Annotated in this window: 10 protein-coding genes; 9 read left to right on the top strand and 1 reads right to left on the bottom strand. The window is 59.7% G+C overall.

What is annotated here, in order from left to right:
* Positions 1-73 precede the first annotated feature (73 nt).
* The 6 genes from L4X63_RS15340 to L4X63_RS15320 all read left to right on the top strand — a co-directional run bounded on the left by L4X63_RS15340 (position 74) and on the right by L4X63_RS15320 (position 7619).
* Complete coding sequence (locus tag L4X63_RS15340; protein WP_250679522.1) at positions 74-328, top strand: Abi family protein; 255 nt, start codon at positions 74-76, stop codon at positions 326-328.
* A gap of 417 nt (positions 329-745) precedes the next feature.
* The gene (locus L4X63_RS15335; RefSeq protein ID WP_250679521.1) at positions 746-1831 is read left to right on the top strand and encodes a restriction endonuclease; all 1086 of its coding nucleotides are present in this window, start codon (positions 746-748) and stop codon (positions 1829-1831) included.
* Between the two features lie 194 nt (positions 1832-2025).
* A complete protein-coding gene (locus L4X63_RS23710) occupies positions 2026-2157 on the top strand; it encodes a DUF2442 domain-containing protein (RefSeq protein ID WP_284694647.1) in 132 nt (43 codons plus the stop codon).
* A 272-nt stretch (positions 2158-2429) separates the two neighbouring features.
* Entirely contained in the window at positions 2430-6293 is a 3864-nt protein-coding gene (locus L4X63_RS15330) for a DUF3427 domain-containing protein (protein ID WP_250679520.1), read from the top strand.
* Between the two features lie 330 nt (positions 6294-6623).
* Positions 6624-6911 carry a putative quinol monooxygenase gene (locus L4X63_RS15325; RefSeq protein WP_250679519.1) on the top strand — a complete coding sequence of 96 codons (288 nt, stop codon included), beginning with the start codon at positions 6624-6626 and terminating at the stop codon, positions 6909-6911.
* Between the two features lie 303 nt (positions 6912-7214).
* Entirely contained in the window at positions 7215-7619 is a 405-nt protein-coding gene (locus tag L4X63_RS15320; RefSeq protein WP_250679518.1) for a hypothetical protein, read from the top strand.
* Positions 7620-7699: 80 nt separating this feature from the next.
* Here the strand turns inward: L4X63_RS15320 and L4X63_RS15315 are convergent, their stop codons facing one another.
* A complete protein-coding gene (locus tag L4X63_RS15315) occupies positions 7700-9820 on the bottom strand; it encodes a PAS domain S-box protein (protein WP_250679517.1) in 2121 nt (706 codons plus the stop codon).
* 596 nt (positions 9821-10416) lie between these two features.
* On the opposite strand from L4X63_RS15315, the gene L4X63_RS15310 reads away from it, so the two are divergent.
* The 3 genes from L4X63_RS15310 to L4X63_RS15300 all read left to right on the top strand — a co-directional run bounded on the left by L4X63_RS15310 (position 10417) and on the right by L4X63_RS15300 (position 21162).
* Positions 10417-19098: a 6-bladed beta-propeller gene (locus tag L4X63_RS15310; RefSeq protein WP_250679516.1), complete on the top strand. Its 8682-nt coding sequence runs from the start codon at positions 10417-10419 to the stop codon at positions 19096-19098.
* Between the two features lie 229 nt (positions 19099-19327).
* Entirely contained in the window at positions 19328-20338 is a 1011-nt protein-coding gene (locus tag L4X63_RS15305; protein WP_250679515.1) for a GlxA family transcriptional regulator, read from the top strand.
* A gap of 20 nt (positions 20339-20358) precedes the next feature.
* A complete protein-coding gene (locus tag L4X63_RS15300; RefSeq protein ID WP_250679514.1) occupies positions 20359-21162 on the top strand; it encodes a DJ-1/PfpI family protein in 804 nt (267 codons plus the stop codon).
* Positions 21163-21204 lie beyond the last annotated feature (42 nt).

Below are 21204 nucleotides of genomic sequence, written 5' to 3'. Positions count from 1 at the left end.
CCAACAGCACCTCCCACGCATCCCACAAGAACTGCGCACCATGGGGGGGCATTTTTTTGAAGGGGGGCAGGTGATGAAATTCCGCAAGCCCCCTTTGACCTATCAGCAGCAGATAGAGCTGCTGGTTTCACGGGGCATGCAGATCGATAACTGCTGTCGCGCTCGTCACTTCCTCTCCCATCTCAACTACTACCGCCTTGCTGCCTACTGGCTCCCATTCGAACTCGACCACGCAGGTCGCGACCTCGCCCCCGAAACCCTTTACGACGACTCACAATCCCTCTCTAGCTGGCTCCTCTCTTCCCGGAAGTCATCTCGTCCTGCATAGAAGCGACCATTCCGGTTTCCAGACCTGACCCTCCGCTTTCCCTCCATTTTTTACCATCACCGTGTAGCGTTCTTGGAACAGCACGCATCGGTCCGGGATATCAATTCCTCACGGATCCAGTTCCCCGCTGCTCTGTCCCAGGGGTGAGGTGTAAAAAAAATCACTGTGAAAATTTTTACAATTACAAGAAAAATCGAAAAATCAATAGTTTGGGGGAGGCTGTGCTTGGCTCGCTGTAAAAAAATGAACAGTAAATATAAACAAATTAAAAATATGTAGTAATAATAAATCCTAACTATGCAGGAACATGTAGCTGCTTTACTGAACTAGAACCTGTGGTCCGATTCTTGTAAGTGTCTGCCGATTCATTGTCGTCATTGCAGATGAAACATAAAATGGAAGGAGTTCATCCACTGAATGGCACGACGTCGGCAGAATAGTCCCTTCGAAGATCTCATACACCTTGCCAGCCTGCTACCATGGAAGGTCTCCCTTCTCCTGGCTCCCATCAGTTATTTGATGTTCCATGCCCTGGCCTCGCGTCCTCTCATGCGCATGACTTCACCGGGAAATATGGGGGAAGCCGTTCCCTATGGGTCAATCACCACCGTGTCCATTTTCATGCAATGGATATTTCCGGCGGGTTTTGTCATGGGGGCAATTGTCTCAGCCATCAGCTCCCTGAAACAGCGAAAGCTGTACGAGAAGGTCCAGTCAAGGCCACAGGTTGGCGCCCTTAACGAGTTGACCTGGGAGGAGTTCGAGAGCCTGGTGGGAGAGCATTTTCGGCGGGACGGCTTCACCGTCGAGCGGATGGGCGGGAATGGTCCCGACGGCGGCATAGACCTCGTGTTGCGAAGGGGAGGGGAAAAGCACCTCGTGCAGTGCAAACAGTGGAAGGCCTACAAGGTCGGGGTGCAACCGGTGCGGGAGTTTTACGGCGTGATGTGCGCCGCAGGCGCAGCCGCAGGATACTTCGTCACCTCCGGAACCTTTACCGACGATGCGAGGGAATTCGTCCACGGACTCAACCTGGATCTCATCGACGGTCTCGGGCTCAAGAAGATGATCGGTCCGGCAAAGAAGAGAGGGGCGGTCCCAGAAAATCACGGCCTGACGAAAAATCCGGAACCGAGATCCCCGAATCCGCCGTCGATCATCCCCGTGGCATCGACTCCGGCTTGTCAGAAATGCGGTGCCGAGATGAAAAAGCGGATCGGCCGTCAGGGCCAAAATGCCGGAAAAGAATTTTGGGGCTGCAGCACCTACCCAAAATGCAACGGCACCCGGCAGTTAGAGGAATCTGTGCCCTCCGGGGCAGCGCCGGAAAGGAATGGCGACGGGATGAAACCTCCCCCTTCCATCCGAACCTGTCCTGAGTGCGGAAAAGAATTAGAGCGAAAGAGGTTTCTGAGCGGCCCGAAAGAGGGGCAGGAGTTTTTGGGCTGCATCACCTGCAAGAAGGGGTGGCCGGTGGACGGAGTGCCCGTGCCTGAGATTTGAAAAGTACCTGCATCGTTATCTGGCGGAAGTTCAGTATAGATTCAACAAGCGCTTCGACCTAAAGTCGATCTTTCAGCCCCTTCTCTACGCTTCGGCAAAAAACTGTCGTCATCCTGAGCGCTTCCTACGCTCAGCTGACTGTCCGCGCGAATCGGATTGCCATCAAGTGGGGAGACCTGCGGCCTCTGCACACCATGAAGCCTTGGAACCGGATTGCCGACTCGGACCTCTGCACGCTGGCGAGGGCCGAGTACGGCACCGTCGTATGGCCCGGCGACATCGACGTCGCCCCCGAAACCCTTTACGATGACTCAATCCCCCTCTAGCCGGCCCCCAAAGTCATCTCGTCCTGCGTAGTAGCGACCATTCCGGTTTCCAGACCTGCCCCTTCTGTCCCGAGTAGTCAATTGTATTTGGCAATTTGACATGTTATAAGCCGTAAAGTGTCTGATAAGAAAGGCAGGGCGGAGCCAGTTGGTTCTTCTTGCTCTGATAGGCCCTCAATGGCATGAAGATGAATAGAAAAAGTGCTCGCATAAGGACTTGCTACTGCCTGGGGCGCTGTTTTTAATGTGGTGTTGAGGAGTTGATCTCAAAAATGTCGTGTACCCAGGACTATTACAATCGGAATTCACAGGCTTTTTTTAATGACACGGTTGCTGTGGACATGTCCTCTCTCCACGAGCGGTTCCTTGCGTTTGTCCCCAAAGGCGGTCTGATCCTTGACGCTGGTTGCGGTTCCGGCCGTGATTCCAGGGAATTCAAGCACCGCGGCTATCGTGTAGCCGCATTCGATGCTTCTCTTGAACTATCAGCGCTGGCTGGATCGCATATTGGGCAGGAGGTATCGGTTCGCACTTTTGCCGACGTTGATGAGGTCGGGGTTTACGACGGTGTCTGGGCATGCGCAAGCCTACTGCATCTGCCGCTCCCGGAATTGCCGGATGCCATCAGTCGACTATGGCGGGCGCTGAAGCCGGGCGGCATCTTTTATATCAGTTTCAAGGAAGGAACCGGCGAGCGGAATAAAGATGGGCGGCTCTTTACGGACTTGAACGAGATCGACCTGCGCCGGATCATTAATGGGCTACACGACGTGTTCAGGATTGAATGCTGGCAGACACGCGATGCAAGACCGGAACGTGCCGATGTTTGGCTAAATGCCCTTGTTCGCCGCAAGCATCATGATGGTAACCGCCTAATCACCGGCGGGAATCAGAATCCCTTTCTCCCCTCCCTCCTGCAAGGCATCCGTCATGCTACGGAAATTGAAATGACGGTGGCCTTTATCAAGGCAACTGGACTGCGCCTGCTGTTTTCCGACCTCAAAGATGCACTAGCTCCCATGCCGGACAGTGACCGAATCCCCGTGCGCTTGCGCATCATCACCAGCGATTACCTGGATGTGACCGACCCCGAAGCCTTGCGCGGCCTGATGTTGCTACAGGAGCGGGGGGCGCAGGTGAAGGTGTACGAATCCGCCGGCACCAGCTTTCACATGAAGTCCTATATTTTTGTGAGTCACGCCAGGGGCCGCAACACGAGCGGTATGGCCTTTGTCGGCTCCAGCAATATTAGCAGGCAGGCCTTGCAGGATGGTTTGGAATGGAATTACCGCATTGATGTTCCCAACTGGAATGAGTCTCCCGATTTCGCAGGCTTCCTAGAAATACGCAGCCGCTTCGAGGATCTGTTTGCGGATCCTCTGGCCGTGCCGCTTACGCATGATTGGATTGACCGCTACGAGCAACGGCGACGCGTGCAGGCTTTGCCGGTTGCTCCTGGGAGTCACGAGAGTGAGCCGCCGCCATTACCGACCAGCATTCAGAAGGAAGCCCTGCGGGCATTGACACTTACGCGGCAGGAAGGCTTTAAGCGCGGTCTCGTGGTAATGGCCACCGGCCTCGGGAAAACATGGCTGGCTGCATTTGACTGCCATTTCAGTCAGGCGAAGCGGGTCCTGTTTGTCGCCCACCGCGAAGAGATCCTGTTCCAAGCGGAAAACACCTTTCTGCGCATTCGGCCCCATGCACGCGTCGGCTTCTATACGGGAGAGGTAAAGGATTCGGAAGTCGACATTCTGTGTGCCTCGGTGCAGACCCTAGGCAAGCTCGAACACCTCCTGCGCTTTTCTCCCCGCCATTTCGATTATGTCGTAATAGACGAGTTCCATCATGCGGCAGCGGCTACCTACCGGCGCCTGCTCAATCATTTCGAGCCCCGTTTCCTCCTTGGTCTGACGGCAACTCCCGAGCGTTCCGATCAATCCGATATCCTTTCCCTGTGTGACGACAACCTGGTTTTCAGCAAGGATCTCTTTGTCGGCGTCACCAGCGGTCTACTTGTGCCGTTCCATTACTACGGCATTTACGACGAGTCGGTAGATTACCGCGAGATCCCATGGCGCAACGGCAAATTCGATCCCGAACAGCTTTCAAATAAGCTGGCAACCCTGGCCCGTGCCGGGCATGCCTACAAGAAATGGAAGGACCTTTCGCAGGAGCGCACCCTTGCTTTTTGTGTCTCTATTCGCCACGCACAGTTCATGGCCGAGCGGTTTCGGCAGGTGGGGGTAAAGGCTGAAGCGGTCTACGCCGGTTCACCCATGGCGCGCAGTGAAGCGCAGGAGCAGCTGACGGACGGACGGTTGCAGGTGATTTTTTCGGTCGACCTCTTCAACGAAGGGGTCGATTTGCCTGAAATCGATACGGTGATGCTGCTGAGGCCGACCGAGTCGAAAATCCTGTTTCTGCAGCAGATAGGGCGCGGCTTGCGTACTGCACCTGGGAAAGATCATCTGGTGATCCTTGACTTTATCGGCAATCACCAGAGTTTTCTCCACAAACCGCAGGCGCTGTTCAAGGTCGCAGCCAATTACAAAGCATTGGCCCAATTTGCTCGACAGGTGGAGCAGCGGCGTTTGACCCTCCCGGAAGGATGTTTCGCAAACTACGACCTGGAGCTGATCGACTTTCTCAAGCAACTGGACAGTGACGGTGCACAACAGGACTACGAGGCGCTACGCGAATCCCTGGGGCGGAGACCGACCCTGTCGGAGTTCTATCGCAGTGGCGCTTCGATCAGCTACGTACGGCAGCAGTACGGCAACTGGTTTTCCTTTGTCGATGCGATGGGTGACCTTGAACCCGACGAAAAAGCGTGCGCAGTCCGGCATGGGGCGTTTTTGCGCCAGGTAGAAACTACTGCCATGACCAAATCCTTCAAGATGGTATTGCTGGAAGCACTGCTGGAGCACGGCGGCTTGATGTCACCTCCGTCCCTTGCCGTTCTGGCCGCCCAATCCTTGGCCATTTTCCAACGGCGGCGCTCGCTTATTCCGGATATTAGGCAGGACCTGAAAAAAATCGATCAAGTGAAATCTGCCGATTGGCAGCAGTACTGGGACAGCAATCCTGTGAATGCCTGGATCGGCGGCAATCGGTCGGGAAGTACCGATTCTTTCTTCCACATCGTTGACGGTAAATTCTTGCCGCGGTTCAAAGTGAGTGCCAATGAACTGGAACCGTTGACGGCGCTGCTGCAGGAATTGGTGGATTTCCGGTTTGCCTCTTATGAGGCAAGAAGCTCTCAGGTCCTGCCGGATAATGTCGTGCCGCTGAAACGACCGGGTGAGAGAGTCGAGGTGCCATATTTCCCGAACATTAAAATTGCCTGCGGGCATTTCAAATCAGGCAGCGCCGATGCCGAGGAATATCGCAGCCTCGGGCCTCGTCATGGGAAGCTGGACTCAGCAAGACATTTTATCGCTCGGGCCTCGGGCAGTTCGATGAACGGCGGCAAGAATCCCATTCATGATGGAGATTATCTGTTGTTGGAACGGATCACCCCTGAAAGTGCCGACTCAATAATCGGCCAGATTGTGGCAATCGAGAGACAGGATGTCGGGGGCGACAACCAGTATCTGCTACGTAAAGTGTCCGAGCCGAGTGCGGGGCGCTATGTGCTGAAGGCAACAAATCCAGAGTACGAAGAAATTGAAGCCAATGAGGAGATGCGGACGTTTGCCCGCCTCAAAGAGATCCTCAATCCACTTGATCTTGCCATTGGGCGACCTTTCATTCGGGAAGACATTCCCGCGCTCTTTGGGGAAGCGTTCAACCCCGGCAACTGGAATGTCGGTCACGTCGTGCTAAAGGATCGGCCTATTCATGTGCTGCTGGTGACTATTAATAAGCAGGGGAAAGCCCAGCAGCATCGCTATCACGATTACTGGATGGATGAGCATCATTTCCATTGGCAAAGCCAGAATAAAACGAGTCCGGAAAGCAAGCGGGGACGGGAGTTGATTGATCATGAGAAGATGGGGATTGCAATCCACCTGTTTATCCGTGAAGGGAAACTGGCCGGAAGTAAATCTGCCCCATTTACTTACTATGGTGAGGTCATCTATCTAAGGCATAAGGGGAGCCAGCCGATGAGTGTTGAATGGCGGGTTGGGTGAGGGCGTCTTTTCCTCACAACCGAAGACTGGCCGAAAACCTCAGGACAATCGAGATGGCAGGTTAGGTGAGTTGGTCGAGGTCGGAAAGCAAGGCGTGGAATACGGATGACGCGGAACCCGTGAACTTTGACAGGGTTTGGTAGCGGGTAAAATCCCCCTGTCCCCCCCTTCGCAAAGGGGGGGACGTGAGGGCGGCGGCTGGGGCGCGAGGTTGACTTCGACATCGGTCGGGGGTAAATTGCCGAGGCATTGACAGCAAAGGTGCCTGCGGTCCCCGCCGTTGGATGTGCAATGGGACCGGCAGCGATTCGATCTATGAGGAGAAATGTGATGGGTAAGGTTACCGTAGTCGCCAAGGTGACGGTCAAGGCGGAGGGGCTTGAGAGGGTTCGTGAGGAGTTGGTAAAGATGCTCGCGCCGACACGGGCGGAAAAGGGGTGCATCGAGTACCGCCTGCACCAGGACAACGACAACCCGCGGGTGTTTATGTTCTATGAGAGCTGGGAGAACATGGGCTGCCTGGAGAGCCATATGAATTCGCCACACTTCAAAAACTACGTCGCTGCGGTGGCGGATCTCCTTGAAGACAAGGTGGTCCACAAGTTGACTGAAGTCTAGGCAAAGGCGATGGAACGCGGATGATAACCAAGGCAATGGAACACGGATGAGACGGATGAGACGGATAAAGGCGGATCAACCTTAAAACCGAAAGGCAATGGAACGCGGATGCCGCGGATTTGCGCGGATACGGCAAGGTCAAAAACATATTCTTTGGGTTAAACCCTAAAAGGCTTTATCCGTGTAAATCCGCTCAATCCGCCTTTTCCGTGTTCGCATGCCTTGACTTCCGCTCCTGTTTTGACAACGCCCGGGAGCGGTGCTAGATTTCGGGTGTCGGTAAAACGAGTTGGAGGGGGCATCATGGAACGTGACCATCTGGAAATCATCCTCGAGGATATAAGTGGCAAGTTCCAACTGGTTGTAGAGGGCCATGCCTCTCTTCACGCCGAGATGCAGTCGATGCGGAAGGACCTGGCCGGAAAGATCGACCATGTGCAGTTTCAGGTGGATGTCCTGAATAAGAAGGTTGATGACGTTGCCGCCGACCTGGCCGAAAAGATCGACCACGTGCAGTTTCAGGTGGATGTCCTGGATAAGAAGGTTGATGGCGTTGCCGCTGACCTGGCCGGAAAGATCGGCCACGTGCAGTTTCAGGTGGATGTCATGAATAAGAAGGTAGATGCCGTTGCTGCTGACGTGGCCGCTCATCGCGCCGACACCGAGGCACATCACGGAGTCTACCTGGTGAAGGAACCTGAGGCATAACATCTGGCGCCTCGTCGGTGCAGACAACAAGAAAGGGGACTGGCTCCAGGGTCAGTCCCCTTTTTATATGCAGGTATCAATCATCCCTTGGGGGGCGGAGCCACGGCTTTTGACGCCAGGACCGAACCGAGCAGGCGCAGGAACCGATCCAGCGTATAGGGCTTCTCGATGGCTCCCCGAAAACCATAGCGGCTGTAATCGGCCATGATCGGATCATGAAAGTAGCCGCTCGACACTATCAGACAGGCCTGCGGATCAACGGCAAGGATCCGTTCGGCAGCTTCCTTTCCTCCCATGCCGCCCGGTATGGTCAGGTCCAGGATGACCGCAGAAAAAGGTGCTCCCGATAGCCTTGCCTCCTCATAACGTGCCGTTGCCTCCTCCCCGCTCTCGCAGGTCTCCACCTGGTACCCCAATCCACCCAGCATCTCCACCGTCATGTCCCGGATCATCTGCTCGTCATCCATGACCAGGATCCTGTCGCCCGGCAGCCGGCCGGGAACCGGGGCAGCGGCGTCTGCCGGCTCTTTTTCCAAGGTCCTTCCCAGGGAGGGGAGGTGGATGGTAAAGGTGCTGCCGATGCCCTGGGTCGAACGGACGCCGATGTGCCCACCATGCCTGGTGATTATCGAGTGCGCCGAGGTGAGCCCCAGCCCGTTCCCGGAGGCTTTGGTGGTGAAGTAAGGGTCGAAGATCCGCGTCAGGTCAGCGCAGGAGATCCCGCACCCCCGGTCCGTGAAGTCAAGCCTGACATAGCCCCCGGCAGGGAGCTCCAGGGCGTTCTCACGCTCAAGGTTCACGTTCTGGGCGCCGATCAAGAGATCGCCGCCCCCCGGCATGGCCTGGGTAGCGTTGAGGATGACGTTGTGAAGCACCTGGATCATCTGCCCTTCATCGGCCTCGACGGCGTGGACCGAATCCGGGATGTCGAGGTGCCCCTTGACGTTGGAGCCGCCCAAAACCAGGGACGCCGTCTCGTGGACCAACTGCTGAAGGGATATCGCCTTTTTGACCGGTTTTCCGCCGCGGGCGAACGTCAGGAGCTGGCGGGCGAGTTCCGCGGCCCGTAGCGAGGCCTTCTCGGCTTGATCCAGCGGTTTCAGCGCATCGTGTTCGGCGGGGAGGAACATCCGTGCAAAGGTGATGTTCCCCATGATGGCGGTCAGGATGTTGTTGAAGTCGTGCGCTATGCCGCCGGCGAGCGCGCCCAGGGACTCCAGCTTCTCCATTTTGAGCCGCTCCCTCTCGTACTCCTTGCGCTGGGTGATATCCCTTGATATGCCGTGGTAGCCGATTATCGCGCCGTGCGGGTCCCGTTCCGGCGTGGAGCTCACCTCGCCCCACAGCGACCTGCCATCCTTGCAACGGTGCAGCGCCTCGAAAGTGTGGGTGCCGGTCCGCACCCCTTGCCGCTCCGCCTCCTGCCTCAGCACGACCGCATCCCTGACCTTGGCGATTCCTTCCTCGGCGAGCAGATCAAAGACGTGGAGCCCGACAACCTCGTGTGCCGCATAGCCGCGAAGACGCTCATCGGCCGGACTTATGTAGGTGATGCAATAGTCGCGGTCAGCTCTCCATACCACATCCGAGGCGTTCTCAGTCAGCAGGCGGTAATGGGACTCGCTCTGACTGAGCGCTGCCTCGGCCCTTTCGTGCATGGCGATTTCTTGCGCCAGTTTTTCGTTGGTCAGCTTGAGGTTCGCCATAGCCGCGGAAAGCTGGCAGGTCCGCTCCTCGACGAGCTTTTCCAGGAAGCGGTTGCGCAGCGCCAGTTCCTGCAGCGGAAAGACCTCGCTCTCGCGGACCATGCCGTCGGGGAGCGATATGCTGCTGTGGGCGATCTTCCATCCCTCGGACTCCCTGCGGAAGATCAGCACCAGGCGCGCTACCGTCCGGGACAGCACCTGGTCCTCCAGGGGGAGGTGAATGACGAAGAAGCTGGTCGCGACGGCGATGGTATCGGAAAGCGACTGGAGGGCGACGTCTTTGAGCTCGAGGCGAAGGGGATCTTTGACCTGAGCGAAGTCCTGGCGGGTGATCTCCACCCATGCCGCGCGCTCCTTGACCAGGAAGTCCCCGCCGCCGGTAAATCCGGAGAAGTCCTCGCTGAAAGATGCGGTGAGCCGGTCGTCACGGGTGGCATACATCCGGAGGTAGTCGTCAAGAAGCTGCCGCAGTTCCTGCTGAACTTTGGGGTCCATCGGCGATTCCTTTCTTCCCGGTAGCGGAGTCATGACTCCTGGGCCGCTGGCTGGTGGTTCGGCGTAACCAAAGCTTATCGCCAGGGAAGTTTTGCCCCGGACCGGCTTCAGTGGGACGCAAGCGGCATCGTTTCACAGGTGAGACTCTTTTTCAACCAGAAGGTGAGGATAACGGATAATGGCGATATTACGTGCATTCTCCCTCGGTGGCACGTTTGCCCCATCCTTGCCTGACGTGCTCATGCCGTTATGCGTTTCCCTGGCTCGTTGACGGAAGCTCACCCTCCGGTTTTCGCCTGATCGACGAGCTCGCGGGCGAGGCAGGCTTGGGTGAGGGGGGTAGGTATTATTGTTTACAATTCTCTTTTGGTGCTGTAAATATGTTCAAACCCATGAATGACACACAATAAATGGGGATGTAGCTTGTTGTTCATTGAATTGTCATGTTGTAAAAGGCTCAATTTGAGATCAAGCGGCTGATAAGACAGTCGCCGACCTTCTTTTATTCTATTTGGTGCTTTGGAGGGATTGTGAGTTTATTGACGAGGAGACCGTTTCTTTCGCTGGCGATCTTGTGCTCGCTGCTTTTCGGTTTGGTGTCGCCGGTCCTTGCGGCGGATACCCTGCCGCCCCTGACCACCCCGTCGCCGATCATGGGGACCTACCGCGATCCCCAGGCGGTCACCCTCTCCTGCAGCGACCCGGCCGGACCCGGTTGCGACAGTACCTTCTACTGTCTCGGCACCGGCTGCTCCCCCAGCACTCCCTACAGCGGCCCGATCCCCATCACCGCCTCCACCACGCTCCGCTTTTACTCCAAGGACACTACTGGCAAGAGCGAGGAGGTGAAGAGCTACGACTACGCCATCGACTCGACTCAGGCCTACCGCTTCGAGCGGCTCTGGCCCCACCTTGACCAGCCGTGGTATTTCAAACTCCCCAGCGCCGTGACCGTGGACCTCGCAGGTAATGTCTACGTGGCAGACCCCCAAAATGGCCGGGCGGTGAAGCTTACCGGCAATGGCGAATTCGTTACCAAGATAACGATCCCCAGTGACGCTTCTCCCTCCGGCTTCGGCCCCTCCTCCCTGGCCACCGATTCTTCCGGGAATCTCTACGCCATAAATGGAACCAGCATCGCCAAGTTCGACAGCAACGGCGCTTATGTGAAGAGCTGGGGGAGCTTAAGCCCGGACTACTGGAGGCTCAACCTTCCGAACTCTGTCGCTGCGGACCTGAACGGCAAAATCTACGTGACCGACGTGGGCAACAACGTGGTGCATATCTACTCCAACGAGGGAACGCTGATCTCAGACTTGGGGGGAGCCGGGAGTGGGAATGGGCAGTTCACCAATCCCTCGGGAGTCGCCATCGACGCCCAAGGTAACGTCTACGTCGGAGACACTGGAAACCAGCGCATCCAGAAGTTCACCGCCGATGGCACTTTTGTGAGCACATGGAGCACCCCGTTTTGCCACCATCTCTTCGTTGACAGCCAAGGCTACCTCTACGCGGCCAACGCTTACACATTCACCACCGAGAAGTTCGACGGTAACGGCAATGCGCTGGGAAGCTACCAGGGATCCTCGTTGGCCGTCGACGCCAACGGCAATACCTTCATCCTCAACCAGAATGGGGATGGGTTAAAGAAATGGTCCAGCAACGGGATTGCGGAGTGGCAGTCATCCGGCTGGCGCGAGGGGCAATTCGATTTCCCCACGCGGATGGCCTCGGACTCCAAGGGGAACGTCTACGTACTTCAGGCACGCAAGAACCGCATCCAGAAGTTCGACGGCACCGGCAACCTTCTCAGAGAGTGGCAACCCAACGGTTTCTCTGCGATGGCCACGGATGCGAACGACAACCTCTACCTTGTTACCGGTGACGGCCTCTTGTCCAAATACAACAGCGAGGGAAACCTCTTCTATTCGTTGGGACTACCACCAAGCACGGGCAGCTGGGGGCCGGGCATCGCGGTGGACCATGCGGGCAATATATTCCTGGGGAACAGCAACAATGTGGTGCAGAAGTTCGACAAGGATGGCAATTTCCTTCTGCAGGCCGGCGGGCCAGGTTCGGACCCCGGGCAGTTCAACAACATAATAAGTCTCGCGGTGGACTCGAACGGCAACCTCTTCACCACAGACAGTAATTTCCGCGTCCAAAAATTCGACACTACTGGGGCCTTTGCCGCCACCATTGGTAGCTGGGGCGATTTCAAAGGGATTCCTTACGAGCTCGCGACCGACTCCGACGATAACCTGTACGTGGGAGACCAAGGGTTAAACCATCGGGTGCTGAAGTTCGACAAGGACGGGAATTACCTGACGGAGTTAAAGGGGAAGGGGACTGGCAACGGGGAATTCGATGTCCCCTATGGTATTGCCGTTGATCCCAACAGGAACGTCTACCTGGCGGATACATACTTTAACCGCATCCAGAAGTTCAATCTGGCCGCCGCAGCTCCGGGAGCCCCCACCGGCGTGACCGCCACCGCCGATACCGGCGGCCAGGCGGTGGTCAGTTTCACCCCGGCCACCGATGACGGCGGCAGCCCGATTCTCTTCTATACCGTCACTTCGAACCCCGGAAACGTCACGGCCACCGGTACCGGCAGCCCGGTCACGGTAACCGGCATCACCAACGGCATCCCGGTCACCTTCACGGTGACTGCCAGCAATGCGGCCGGCGCGGGAGCGCCGTCCGTGCCGTCGAATGCGGTGACCGCGCCCCTGACCCCTCCCGGGGCACCGGCCAATGTCGCCGCCATTCCCGGAAACGGCCAGGCGACGATTACCTTCACCAAACCTAAATCCGATGGCGGCAGCCCCATCACCTTCTACACGGTGACCGTCAATCCCGGAGGCGCGACGGTCACCGGCGCGGCCGCCCCCCTCGTCTTCCCCGGTCTCGCCAACGGCCAAAGCTACTCTTTTACGGTGACGGCCACCAACGCCATCGGCACCGGGGACCCGTCTCTTTCCTCGGCTCCGGTAGTCCCGGAGGACGTTCCTCCCGTCACCAACGCCGATCCTCCCGGCGGCAGCCTGTCTCCCGGGCAGAACGTCACCCTCTCCTGCAACGACGGAAACGGCAGCGGCTGCGCTTCCACCTGGTACTGCCTGGGGAGCAGCTGTACGCCCGGCACGTTATACAAGGGAGCCATCGCGATCGGCGAAACGACCGATCTCAGGTTCTATTCCCGGGATGTCGCCGGCAACGTGGAAGCGGTGCAGACGGTGAACTATGTCCAGGATGTGCCGACGGTCGCCTCCGGCTACCTGGGACCCTCGGTCTCCATCAACTCCTTTGGCGAGGTGGTCTGGACCCAGCAGGACCCCAACACCTCCACCTATGAAATCTTCTCCTCCACCCGCGGCCAGCTCACCAGCGACGGCGCGATGCACAACGCGGTAGCGGTCAACAGTCTCGGGGACATGGCCTGGACCGAGTACGACAGCGTGTCGGGGGGCAACGTGGTGCGTGCCATCATCGGCGGCCAAGCGGTCCTCGTCGCCAGCAACCAGAATTGGATTTCGAGTCTCGCCCTCAACGACCGCAGGGAGGTCGTGTGGAGCCAGCAGGACTGGTCGGGCGCCCCCCAGATCTTCTCCAGCACCAGGGGGCAGCTGACCAGCGGCGTCGGGCATGATTCCCCCTCCATCAACAACCAGGGAGACGTCGTCTATCTGCAGTACGATCAGCAGTGGGTGGGACAGGTATATAAGCTCACCGCCGACGGTTCGGCCCCGGTGCAGGTGACCAACGACGGCCGCGCGCATTTCAGCACCGCCATCAACGACAGCGGGGAAATCGTCTGGTCCGACCAGGATCCCAACGACCAGACCTCGACCACCAGGCTCGTCTCGTCGGTTCGTGGCGTCATGGTCCCTGCCGCTCCCGGGATCAGGACGGTCTCCATCAACAGCTGTGGCGACGTGGCGTATTCGGCGACTACTCCGAACGGAAGCGCCATCTACCGTAGCGGCAACAACGCTCCCTGCATGAGTTATGGCGCTCCCCACGGGATGCAGGACGTGGCGGCCCCGGTCGCCTTCGGGGGCATTTTCAGCGGCCTGGTCGACGCAGCCACCGGCAGCACCGACTGGTACCGGTTCGACGCAGCAGCCGGCGACAACATCCACATCATCGTCAACTACGATGCGACACCTCCCAACGCGCTCACCATCGGCCTCTACGACGGGCAGGGGAACCTGGTGAGCGGACCGGCCGGCTCCAATCCTCTTACCATCGACACCCTCGCCAGGGTGGGAGGGACCTACTATCTCAAGCTGGTGGCGACGGGCGGCAGGGCCGGTTTCCGCGTCTCGCTCAGCAGGTACACCAACAACTGTGGCGCCGGTCCCTGCCCGGAGACGGTGGCCTCCGGCAACCTGGGCCCCTCCGTCTCCATCAACGCCCTGGGCGAGATCGTCTGGAGCCAGTGGGACAACAACAGCATGTCGCACCAGATTTTTTCCTCCACCCGCGGCCAGCTCACCAACGACGGTCTCGAACATTCCAACGTTGCCATCAACAGCATGGGGGACATGGTCTGGACGGAATGGGACAACGCCACGGGGAGCCACGTGTTGCGGGGCGTCATCGGCGGCCAGGCGGCCGAAATCGTCCGCAGCCAGAACTGGATTTCCAAGGTAGTCATCAACGACCGCCGAGAAGTGGTCTGGAGCCAGCGGGACTGGTCGGGCGCCATCCAGATCTTCTCCAGCACCCGGGGGCAGCTGACGAGCGGCGCCGCTCATGACTCCCCTTCCATCAACAACCAGGGAGAGGTCGTATACCTGCAGTTCGACGATCCGTGGGTGGGGCAGATCTACAAGCTTCCCGCCGACGGTTCCCCCGCGGTCAAGGTGGTCAACGACGACCGCGCACATTTCACTCCCGCCATCAACGACAGCGGGGAGATCGTCTGGTTTGATCAGGAGCCCAACAGCCCGAGCTTCAGGCTCGTCTCGTCGGTGCGCGGCGTCATCCTCCCGTTGGTCTCTGCCGTCAATGCCCTGGACATCAACAGCTGCGGAACCATCGCTTACGGCGCCATTTCGGGTAAGGACATGGCGGTCTTCCGCTTCGGCGCAAGCTCGGCCTGTGTGAGCTACGGCTCCCCCCACGGCACCCAGGAGCTGGCCTCGCCGACGGGCTTCGGTAGCTTCTTCAGCGGCCTGGTGGACGCCGCCTCCAGCAGCACCGACTGGTACCGGTTCGATGCCGCCGCGGGCGACACCATCCACATCATCGTCAACTACGACGCGACGCCCCCGAATGCGCTCGCCATCGGCCTCTACGACGGCCAGGGTAACCTGGTGAGCGGACCGGCCGGCTCCAATCCCCTCACCATCGACACCCTCGCCAGGGTGGGAGGGACCTACTATCTCAAGCTGGTGGCGACCGGCGGCCGGGCCGGTTACCGTGTCTCGCTCAGCAGGTACACCAACAACTGCGGCGCCGGTCCCTGTCCGGAGACGGTGGCCTCCGGCAACCTGGGCTCCTCCGTCTCCATCAACGCCCTGGGCGAGATCGTCTGGAGCCAGTGGGACAACAACAGCATGTCGCACCAGATTTTTTCCTCCACCCGCGGCCAGCTCACCAAAGACGGTCTCGAACATTCCAACGTTGCCATCAACAGCATGGGGGACATGGTCTGGACGGAATACGACAACGCTACGGGGAGCTACGTGTTGCGCGGCGTCATCGGCGGCCAGGCGGTCGAAATCGTCCGCAACCAGAACTGGATTTCCAAGGCGGTCATCAACGACCGCAGAGAAGTGGTCTGGAGCCAGCGGGACTGGTCGGGCGCCAACCAGGTCTTCTCCAGCACCAGGGGGCAGCTGACCAGCGGCGTCGCCCATGACTCCCCTTCCATCAACGACCAGGGGGAGGTCGTATACCTGCAGTTCGACGATCCGTGGGTGGGGCAGATCTACAAGCTTCCCGCCGACGGTTCCCCCGCGGTCAAGATGGTCAACGACGACCGCGCGCATTTCACTCCCGCCATCAACGGCAGCGGGGAGATCGTCTGGTTCGATCAGGAGCCCAACAGCCCGGGCTTCAGGCTCGTCTCGTCGGTGCGCGGCGTCATCCTCCCGGCGGTCTCTGCCGTCAATGCCCTGGACATCAACAGCTGCGGAACCATCGCTTACGGCGCCATATCGGGTAAGGACATGACGGTCTTCCGCCTCGGCGCAAGCTCGGCCTGTGTGAGCTACGGCTCCCCCCACGGCACCCAGGATCTGGCCTCGCCGGTGGGCTTCGGCGGCTTCTTCAGCGGCCTGGTCGACGCAGCCTCCAGCAGCACCGACTGGTACCGGTTCGACGCGGCCTCCGGCGACAACATCCACATCATCGTCAACTACGACGCGACACCTCCCAACGCCCTCACCATCGGTCTCTACGACGGCCAGGGGAACCTGGTGAGCGGTCCGGCGGGCGCCAATCCTCTCGCCATCGACGCCAAGGCAAGCTCGGACGGCACCTACTTCCTCAAGCTGGTGGCGACCGGCGGCCGGCCCGGTTACCGTGTCTCGCTCAGCAAGTACACCAACAACTGCGGGGCAGGACCCTGCCCTGAGGTGGTGGTCTCCGGCCAGCTCAGCGGCGGCGTTTCCATCAATTCACTCGGGGAGATCGTCTGGGGGCAGAACGACCAGAACCTCTTCTCGCAGCTGTTCTCCTCCACCCGCGGACAGCTCACCAGTGAGCAGAACCAGCACTACACGCCGGCCATCAACAATGTGGGGGACATGGTCTGGACGGAGTTCGATCCGACCCTCCCCGGTGTGGTGCTGCGCGGGGTGATTGGCGGCCAGCCGGTCACCATAGCCCGCGGCAGTTACGGCATGTCCAAGGTCGATATCAACGACAGCGGTGAGGTCGTCTGGAGCCAGCCGGATGGCGCCTTCAACACCCAGATCTACTCGAACCTGCGGGGCCAGCTCACCAGCGACGCCACCAGCCACGATCTCCCCTCCATCAACAACCAGGGAGACGTGGTATTCCAGCAGTACGACCAGTCGATGCCGGGACCGGTCCAGATCTACAAGCTGGCGGCGGGAACCACGACACCGGTGGCGATAACCACCGATGCGAGCTATCACTACGGCCCCGCCATCAACGACAGCGGTGAGGTGGTCTGGTCACAACAGGATCAAGCCAATCCTTACAGCAGCCAGCTGGTCTCCTCCGTGCGCGGGATACTGATCCCCGCCATCACCAACATCAACGGAACGGACCTCAACAACTGCGGGGACGTCGTCTACACGACGTTCGGCAGCACCGGGCAATCCATCTACCGCTTGGGGAGCGGAGCCCCTTGCGTTACCTATGCGATCACCGCTACCGCCGGTGCCAACGGCTCAATCTCCGGTCCATCCTCTGTCAAGTACGGAGCGAATGCGGTCTACACGATCACACCGGCGGCAGGTTCCTATGTGGCCGACGTCACCGTCGACGGCGTCAGCGCCGGTGCCGTGACCAGCTACACCTTCTCCAAGGTGGCCGCCAATCACACGATCGCCGCCACCTTCGGGGTCACCACCTACAGCATCGCAGCCTCATCGGACGGCAACGGCAGCGTTACCGGTCCCGCCACCGTCAACTACGGTGAGAACGCGGCCTTTACCATCACCCCCGCCACCAACTACCGGATCCTCGACGTCACCGTCGATGGCGCCGATGCCGGGGCGGTTGCCAGCTACACCTTCGCGGCAGTCACGGCGAACCATACGATAGCGGCCCGGTTCTCGTTGGTTCCTGCCTCGTCGGTCACTCTGACCAGCGTCCCGGTGAGCCCGCAGGTGGCCGGGGCATCGATCGTCCTCAACGCCGCCGCAGCGGGCGGAAGCGGAAACTACGAGTACAGGTTCGGCGTCAGCGCGGTGGGGAGCACGGTAGCCGTGGCCGTCGGCCCGTATGGCGCTTCCTCCTCCCATGTCTGGAATACCGCCGGCCTCACCCCCGGCACCTACACCCTCTCGGTCTACGCCAGGAATGTGGGGTCGACCGCTACCTACGAGGCGGCCAAATGGATCTCCTTCACCCTGGCTGCCTATCCGCCGGTCTCCTCGGTGACCTTCACCACGACTCCGGCGAGTCCGCAGGTGAGGGGGACCTCGGTGACGCTGAAGGGGGTAGCGTCCGGCGGTTCCGGCAACTACGAGTACAAGTTCGGCATCAGCGCGGTGGGGAACACCAATGCGGTGGCGGTGGGTCCTTACTCTTCTTCCTCTTCCTATGTCTGGAATACCGCCAACCTCACCCCGGGCACCTACACCCTCTCGGTCTACGCCAGGAATGTGGGGTCGACGGCCACCTACGAAGCGGCGAAATGGCTATCCTTCACCGTAGCGGCCTATGGGCCGGCCTCCTCGGTGACCTTCACGACGACTCCGGCGAGTCCGCAGGTGAGGGGGACCTTGGTGACGCTGAAGGCTTCCGCCTCCGGCGGTTCCGGTAACTACGAGTACAAGTTCGGTATCAGCGCGGCGGGGAGCAGCGTTGCCGTGGCGGTTGGTCCCTACTCCTCTTCCTCCTCCTATGTCTGGGACACCACCGGCCTGACCCCGGGCACCTACACCCTCTCGGTCTACGCGAGGAACGTGGGGTCGTCGGCAACCTACGAGGCGGCCAAATGGATTTCCTTCACCGTAGCGGCCTATGGGCCGGCTTCCTCGGTGACCTTCACCACGACTCAGACGAGTCCGCAGGTGAAGGGGACCTCGGTGACGCTGAAGGGGGCGGCCTCCGGCGGTTCCGGTAACTACGAGTACAAGTTCGGCATCAGCGCGGTGGGGAGCACCGTAGCCGTGGCGGCCGGTCCCTACTCTACTTCCTCCACCTATGCCTGGGACACCACCAGCCTGACCCCGGGCTCCTACACCCTCTCGGTCTACGCGAGGAACGTCGGGTCGACTGCAACCTACGAAGCGGCCAAATGGATTTCTTTCACCGTGTCGGCCTATCCGCCGGCTTCCGCGGTGAGCTTCGCGACCACCCCGGCGAGTCCGCAGGTGGTGGGGAGCCCGGTGACGCTGAAGGGGACGGCCACCGGCGGCTCCGGAAACTACGAGTACAAGTTCGGTATCAGCGCGGTGGGGAGCACCAATGCGGTGGCAGTCGGTCCTTACGGCGCCTCCTCGTCCTATGCCTGGGATACCGCCGGCCTCACCCCCGGCACCTACACCCTCTCGGTCTTCGCGAGGAATGTGGGATCCTCGGCTCCCTACGAGGCGGCGAAATGGATCAACTTCACGCTCAAGTGATCGCCGCAGGGTGACGGCGTGGCGGTAGCAGGATCGCCCGTTGCCGAAGCTTCCCGGTATCAAGCCACACAAAAGCCCCGCTTCTCCGGAAGCGGGGCTTTTTGTTTCGGGGGGGCGGCACTCGATCGAGACCGGCGGTTTCGTCCAACTGCGCGAGGGGGCGCCGTGGCCGAAATGTCGTGTTGTTTGTCATTGTGCCGAACGGCGGCATTGAGTTAGGCTTGGCGGCATGAAACCTTCGACGTACAAAACCGGCAGCGGCGCTCCCCCACGGCTCGTTACCATGGCCGCCTACGAGGGGGTAGAGGTCCTCGATATAACCGGACCGTTGGATGTCTTCGCTATTGCCAACGGCATCCAAGGGGAGAATGGCGTCACCCAGCCGCTGTACCGGGTCGAAATTGCCGCCGGGGCCAGGGATGAGGTCATCGTCACGTCATCGGGGATACGGCTTCTTGCCGACAAGGCCTGGGGGGAATGCTCGCAGATCGATACCCTTCTCGTGCCGGGAGGTCCGGCGCCGGAACGGGCTCCGGAAGAGCTGGTCGACTGGCTCCGCCTCACCGCGCCTCACGTCCGGCGGGTCGGGTCGATCTGCACGGGGGCCTTCGTCCTGGCGCGGGCGGGACTTCTGGATGGCAGGCGGGCGACGACGCATTGGTCCAGAGCCGGAGAGCTGCGCCGTTCCTTTAAGCGCATCGAGGTCGATGAGGACGCCATCCACACCAGGGATGGTTCGATCTACACTTCTGCCGGGATAACGGCGGGGATCGATTTGGCGCTGGCGCTCGTCGAGGAGGATCACGGCAGAAAGCTGGCCCTGAACGTGGCGCGGACCATGGTGCTGTATTTCAAGCGGCCAGGAGGACAGTCGCAATTCAGCACGCCGCTTTTGACCCAGTTTCGCGAAGGGGGGGCTCTGGCACCTACCCTCCAGTGGATACAGGAAAATTACCGGCACAATCTGGATAACGAAACCTTGGCCAGCCACGCGGCCATGAGCCTTCGTAATTTCGCCCGCATCTTCAAACGGGAGGCGGGTACCACGCCAGCCCGTTTCATCGAACAAATCCGACTTGAAGCGGCAGTCAAGCTCCTCGAGGAATCAAGCAAGCCGATGGAAGCCGTCGCCCGGGAGTGCGGCTTCCAGTCCGGTGAACACCTCAGGCTGACGTTTGCCCGCCGTTTCGGGATCACCCCCGGTCAATACCGGGAACGGTTCCGGTCGCAGACCGGATAAACATCACCATGGAGAACGGAATGAAACCCATTACTATGCGAATTATGTTGCTGCGCTTCCTTTTCGTGCCGCTGTTGCTGGCTTCCGTGCTATCCGCCCACGCTCGCGAGCAAAACATGCCGCCGGGCACGCGAGAGCCGTTGATAGAGTTGCATCCCACGCAGGCTCCCACACAGAAAACCATCGGGGTGCTGATTTTCCCCGGCTTTGAAATGCTGGATGCCTACGGCCCGATGGAGATGTGGGGAAATCTCAAATACATACCGGCCGCGGTTTGGGGAGGGGAGGAGAAGAGAGTCGGTGTCCGCGTCGTTACCATTGCCGCCAAGCGGGGAGAAGTCGCCTCCAATCAGGGACCGAAGACCATGGCTGACTTCGGCTATGGCGATGCTCCGCAGTTGGACTACCTGCTGGTGCCCGGCGGGTTGGGCGTCATCGCGCTGTTGCAAGACCGCGACACCCTGAACTGGCTCCGGGGGCAGGCGGGGAAGGCTACCATCGTCATGTCGGTCTGCAACGGTGCCTCGCTGCTGGCCGCTTCCGGTATTCTCGACAATCGCCCCGCCACCACGAACAAGATGTTCTGGACTAACTCCACCATGCCGGGGCCGAAGGTGAAGTGGGTGAAAAAGGCACGGTGGGTGGACGATGGCGCGGTGGTCACCTCATCCGGCGTCTCGGCAGGGATGGATATGAGCCTGGCGGTGATCAGGCGGCTCTATGGCGACGAGGTTGCGGCCTGGCTGGAGCGTTTGACCGAATACGACGCGCATCGCGACCCGGCATGGGATCCGTTCGCAGTTAAAGCAGGCTTGGTGGAGTGATCGACGAAAAGCCCTGGCATTTGCCGGGGCTTTTTTGCAACA

It is taken from the genome of Geomonas sp. Red32 (assembly GCF_023652955.1).
Taxonomy (GTDB): Bacteria; Desulfobacterota; Desulfuromonadia; order Geobacterales; family Geobacteraceae; genus Geomonas.
This window is presented reverse-complemented; position numbering and strand designations above follow the sequence as displayed.